The following is a 4,490-nucleotide window of genomic DNA, read 5'->3' as shown; positions in this document are numbered from 1 at the left end:
GGCTGCCCAGCCGCAACCTGCCGGCGCGCCGCGAGGGGCGCGATGCCAAGGGCCGCAGCGTGCTGGTGCAAAGCCGCCAGTTCACCGACCTGGCGCAATCGGGCTGGCTCGTGACCCTGGTGGACCTGACCGAGATCCGCAGCGCGCTGCAGCAACGTGACGAGGCCATGCACTTCATCTCGCACGACATCCGCGCGCCCAATGCCTCCATCCTCACGCTGCTGGAGATGCACCAGGCCTATCCAGGCCGCATGTCGGACGCTGAACTCATGCAGCTCATCGCGCGCTATGCCAAGACTTCGCTGGGCATGGCCGAGAACTTCATCCAGCTGGCCAGTGCCGAATCGCAGGCGATGCGGCGCGAACCCCTGGACCTGGTGGACGTGCTGCACCAGACCGTGGACGAGGTCTGGGTGCTGGCGCGCGACGCAGATGTGCAGGTGCTGGTGGCCGGGGCGCCGGAGACCGCCCCGTTCATGGGCGACCGCTCGCTGCTGTGCCGCGCGCTGGCCAATGTGGTGAACAACGCCGTCAAGTACAGCCCACGGCGCACCACCGTCCATTGCACATTGGCAGAGCGGCCCGGCAAGTGGGTGCTGGCGGTGCGCGACGAAGGCCCCGGCATTGCGCCCGCATTGCAGGACAAGCTGTTCGCCCCCTTCCAGCGCCTGCATGACCGCAGCCACCCTGGCATTGCCGGCGTGGGGCTGGGGCTGGCCCTAGTGCGCACCGTGGTGCAGCGCCATGGCGGCAGCATCGAGGTCGAGAGCGACGAAGGCAAGGGCGCGGAATTCAGGCTGGTGCTGCCGCAGAGCGAGGCACCAGCGCAGTAGCCACCGCCACCGATGGCCGCTCAGGCGGTGGCTTCGGCTTCCAGGTGCACCGGGTCGGCCAGGGCATCGCCCTCACCGGCCAGCAGGCCGATGCAGTCGAGCGCCGTGGGTGGATCGCAAGGCTTGGCATACACGCGCAGCGCAATGTCCTGCGCGGCGGGCGAGAAGAACAGCCACAGCTTGTCCGCCTGCTTGTCGTAGCACGAGAACAGCGCGCGCTTGGAACCTGCCGGCGAGACCAGGAACTGCGACATGAACATCTGCTGGATGCGCTGGGTGGGCTCAAAGGCCTGGGCATCGTTGCCCAGCGATAGCTTGTACCAACTTTTCATGGAAGCCTTCCTTTCGACCGCGAGGTCTGTTGTGTCTGGCTCCATGGTATTTTTGGACACGGGATTCCTGGCCTCCCGCAGCACCCGAAGACCTGTAGGACGGGCGCCACTGCGGCCGCAGGAGCCGCTGGCGGCCAACGACCCTGCGGGGAGATCCCCTATGATGGCGGCACACCATCTGTACCGGTCCAGCTTGAGAGGTTGTCGGCATGTTCCATGTTCGACCTCTCTTCCCTCCTGCAGGGCTTTATTCTGGGCCTCGGTGTCTTTCTGTGCCCCGGGCCCAAGGACATCCTCATCCTGCGCGAGGCCCTGGCGGGCCGGCCCGCAGCAGTGCTGATCGGCGTGGGCGCGGGCAGCGATGCCGCCCTGATCGCCCTAGGCATCCTGGGCCTGTCGGCCGCGTTGAACCAGGCCCCGGGCTGGCAGGCCGCCGCGTTGTGGCTGGGCATCGGCCTGCTGCTGGTGCATGGCGCCAAGGCCCTGCACAGTGCCTTGCGCCCCGCCCAAGAACCGCGCGCGGGCGCAGCGCCCGATCGGCCCGCGGGCCTGCGGCCCTTGCTGCTGACCTCCCTGCTGAACCCAGCCGCCTGGATGGACACGGTACTCGTCATCGGCACCGTGGGTGCCTCCCTGGCCCCAGGCGCCCGACCGGGTTTTGCCACCGGGGCCGTGGCCGCGTCGCTGTTGTGGTTCGTCGCCCTGGTGGCGGGTGCCGGGCATGCGCGGCGCCACATGGCGTCTGCGCGCACCGGGCGCCTGCTCGACGCGGGCGTGGCCCTGGCCATGCTGGGCATGGCGGCCTACCTGGCCTGGGCTCAGTGCTTGCCCAGGTAGGCCTCGCGCACGGCGGGGTCTTCCAGCAGGGCCCGGGCCGGGCCCGACGAGGCGATCTCGCCGGTCTTGAGCACATAGGCCCGGTCGGCCACCTTGAGCGCCTGGTTGGCCATCTGCTCCACCAGCAGGATGGTCATGCCGCGCTGCTTGAGCGCGCGGATCACGCCGAAGATCTCCTTGACGATCAGCGGCGCCAGGCCCAGCGAGGGCTCGTCGAGCAGCAGCAGGCGCGGGCGCGCCATCAGTGCCCGGCCGATGGCCAGCATCTGCTGCTCGCCACCGCTCAGGGTACCGGCCATCTGGTGCTGGCGCTCGCGCAGGCGCGGGAAGGTGGTGAACTGCGCTTCCAGGTCCGAGCCGACGGATGCATCGCCCGCAGGCCGCAGGTAGGCGCCGAGCAGCAGGTTGTCGCGCACGCTCTGGTCCGGGAACACCTGGCGCCCCTCGGGCGACTGGGCGATGCCCAGGGCCACGCGCCGGTGCGCCGGCGTGCGCGCCAGGTCTTGCCCCTCGAAGGCAATGTGCCCGCCGGCACAGGGCTCCAGGCCCGAGATGGCCTTCATCAGCGTGCTCTTGCCCGCACCGTTGCCGCCGATGAGGGTCACCACCTCCCCGGCCGCGACCGTGAGGCTCACGCCCTTCAGGGCCTGGATGGCGCCGTAGTTCACCGCGAGTTGTTCGATTTGGAGCATGGACGACGCCTCAGGCAGGGACAGGGGATGGTGTGGCGACAGCGATGCTCTCCTCCTCGTCATCCACGCCCAGGTAGGCGGCGATGACCCTGGGGTCCACCTGCATGGCCGCCGGCGTGCCCTCGGCGATCTTGGCACCGTAGTCGAGCACCACCACGTGGTCGGACACGGCCATCACCAGGTCCATGTGGTGCTCGATCAGCAGCACGGTGATGCCCTTGGCGCCGATGCGCCGGATCAGCTCCGTCAGCGCCTGTGTCTCCTGCGGGTTCAGGCCGGCGGCCGGCTCGTCGAGCAGCAGCAGGCGCGGCTGGGTGGCCAGCGCACGGGCCAGCTCCAGCCGGCGCTGCAGGCCATAGGGCAGGCTGCCGGCCTCGTCGTGGGCACGGTCGAGCATGCCCACGAACTGCAGCAGCCGCACCGCCTCCTCGCGCGCCTGGCGCTCCTCGTGCCGCGCCGCGGGCAGGCCCAGCAGGCTGGCCCCGAAGCCCACGCGCAGGTGCGGGTGCAGGCCCACCAGCACGTTGTCCAGCACGCTCATGTGGGTGAACAGCTTGAGATTCTGGAAGGTGCGCCCTATGCCCAGTCGGCAGATCTGGCTGGTGCGCACGCGGGCGATGCCCTGGCCTGCGAATTCGATGCTCCCCCGGTCCGGCGCCACGATGCCCGACAGGATGTTGAGCAGCGTGGTCTTGCCGGCACCGTTGGGGCCGATCAGCGCATGCACATGGCCCGCGCGCAGCGACAGGCTGACCTCGTTGGTCGGCACCACGCCGCCATAGGCCTTGTACAGCCCGCTGGCGTTGAGCATCACGCCTCCGGCCGGTGCCCCCGCGGCCTGGCGCGGCTGCCACTCGCCCTGCACCATCGGCAATGGCGGCGCCTGCTGCAGCCGCGGCCACAGGCGCCGCCCCAGCCGCTGCAGCGAGCCGGCCAGGCCCTGGGGCATGGCATAGAGCGCAAACAGCAGCAGCGCCCCGTAGGTGAAATGCTGCAACCCGGGCCAGCGCGCGAGGAAGGCGTCGAGCAGCGTGAGGGCGATGGCGCCCACGGCCGGCCCCATGACGGAGGGGCCGCCGAACAGCACGATGAGCAGCAGGAAGATCGACAGGTTGAAGCTGATGAAGTCGGAGTTGATGTACTGGTTCTGCTGCGCCACCAGGGCCCCTGCCACGCCGCAGGTGACGGCGCTGATGACGAAGGCCAGCACCTTGGTGCGGTAGACGTCGATGCCCACGCTCTCGGCCGCCACCTCGGCCGCCTGCACGGCCTGGAAGGCGCGGCCGTACTTGCCCCCGAGCAGGGTACGCAGCAGGAGGTGGATGGCCAGCGCAAAGGCCAGCACCAGCCAGGCCCAGCCGCGCATGTCCAGCATGCGCCCGCCGATGGAGGGCGGCACGATGCCGTAGATGCCCTGCTGGCCGCCAAAGGGCACCTGCCATTCGGTCACGATCTTCTCGACCACGATGCCGAAGCCGATGGTCACCATGGCCAGCGACGGGCCCTTGACGCGCAGCGAGGGCAACGCGATCAGCACGCCGAAGAGCCCCGCCACCACGGCCGCGGCCAGCAGCGCCAGCCAGGGGTTCCAGCCCGCCTGGGCCGTGAGCAGCGCCGCCGTGTAGGCCCCGGCAGCGAACAGGCCGGCATGGCCGAGCGACTTCTGCCCGCTCCAGCCGACCAGCACGTTCAGGCCGGCGGCAGCCAGGTAGTACATGCCGGCCGTGAAGATGATCTTGAGATGGAAGTCGTTGCTGATCGCCAGCGGGACCAGCACGGCCGCCGTAGCGGCGGGG

Annotated in this window: 5 protein-coding genes; 2 read left to right on the top strand and 3 right to left on the bottom strand. The window is 69.8% G+C overall.

Annotation, left to right across the window (positions count from 1 at the left end; translation table 11 throughout):
• A partial coding sequence (locus tag PMI14_RS06535; RefSeq protein ID WP_035202652.1) for a sensor histidine kinase KdpD occupies positions 1-833 on the top strand: 833 nt, incomplete at its 5' end.
• Between the two features lie 20 nt (positions 834-853).
• Here PMI14_RS06535 and PMI14_RS06530 read toward each other — a convergent pair.
• Positions 854-1,165 (bottom strand): hypothetical protein, encoded by a 312-nt coding sequence (locus PMI14_RS06530; protein WP_007851564.1) that lies wholly within the window; start codon positions 1,163-1,165, stop codon positions 854-856.
• 216 nt (positions 1,166-1,381) lie between these two features.
• Here PMI14_RS06530 and PMI14_RS06525 point away from each other — a divergent pair, with 216 nt between their 5' ends.
• Complete coding sequence (locus PMI14_RS06525) at positions 1,382-2,002, top strand: LysE/ArgO family amino acid transporter (RefSeq protein ID WP_007851562.1); 621 nt, start codon at positions 1,382-1,384, stop codon at positions 2,000-2,002.
• Here the strand turns inward: PMI14_RS06525 and PMI14_RS06520 are convergent.
• On the bottom strand, positions 1,984-2,694 hold the full coding sequence (locus tag PMI14_RS06520; protein ID WP_007851560.1) for an ABC transporter ATP-binding protein: 711 nt from the start codon (positions 2,692-2,694) through the stop codon (positions 1,984-1,986). The two genes, PMI14_RS06525 and PMI14_RS06520, sit on opposite strands and share 19 nt — an antisense overlap.
• Positions 2,695-2,704: 10 nt before the next feature.
• The coding region (locus PMI14_RS06515) for an ATP-binding cassette domain-containing protein (protein ID WP_007851558.1) at positions 2,705-4,490 on the bottom strand (1,786 nt) is incomplete at its 5' end.

The sequence above is a fragment of the Acidovorax sp. CF316 genome (assembly GCF_000276605.1).
Lineage (GTDB): Bacteria > Pseudomonadota > Gammaproteobacteria > Burkholderiales > Burkholderiaceae_C > Acidovorax.
This window is presented reverse-complemented; position numbering and strand designations above follow the sequence as displayed.

What these genes read in the sequence shown, in the direction of transcription:
- PMI14_RS06530 (WP_007851564.1), bottom strand. Translation starts at nt 1,165, where the DNA reads ATGAAAAGTTGGTACAAGCTATCGCTGGGCAACGATGCCCAGGCCTTT.
- PMI14_RS06525 (WP_007851562.1), top strand. Translation starts at nt 1,382, where the DNA reads ATGTTCGACCTCTCTTCCCTCCTGCAGGGCTTTATTCTGGGCCTCGGT.
- PMI14_RS06520 (WP_007851560.1), bottom strand. Translation starts at nt 2,694, where the DNA reads ATGCTCCAAATCGAACAACTCGCGGTGAACTACGGCGCCATCCAGGCC.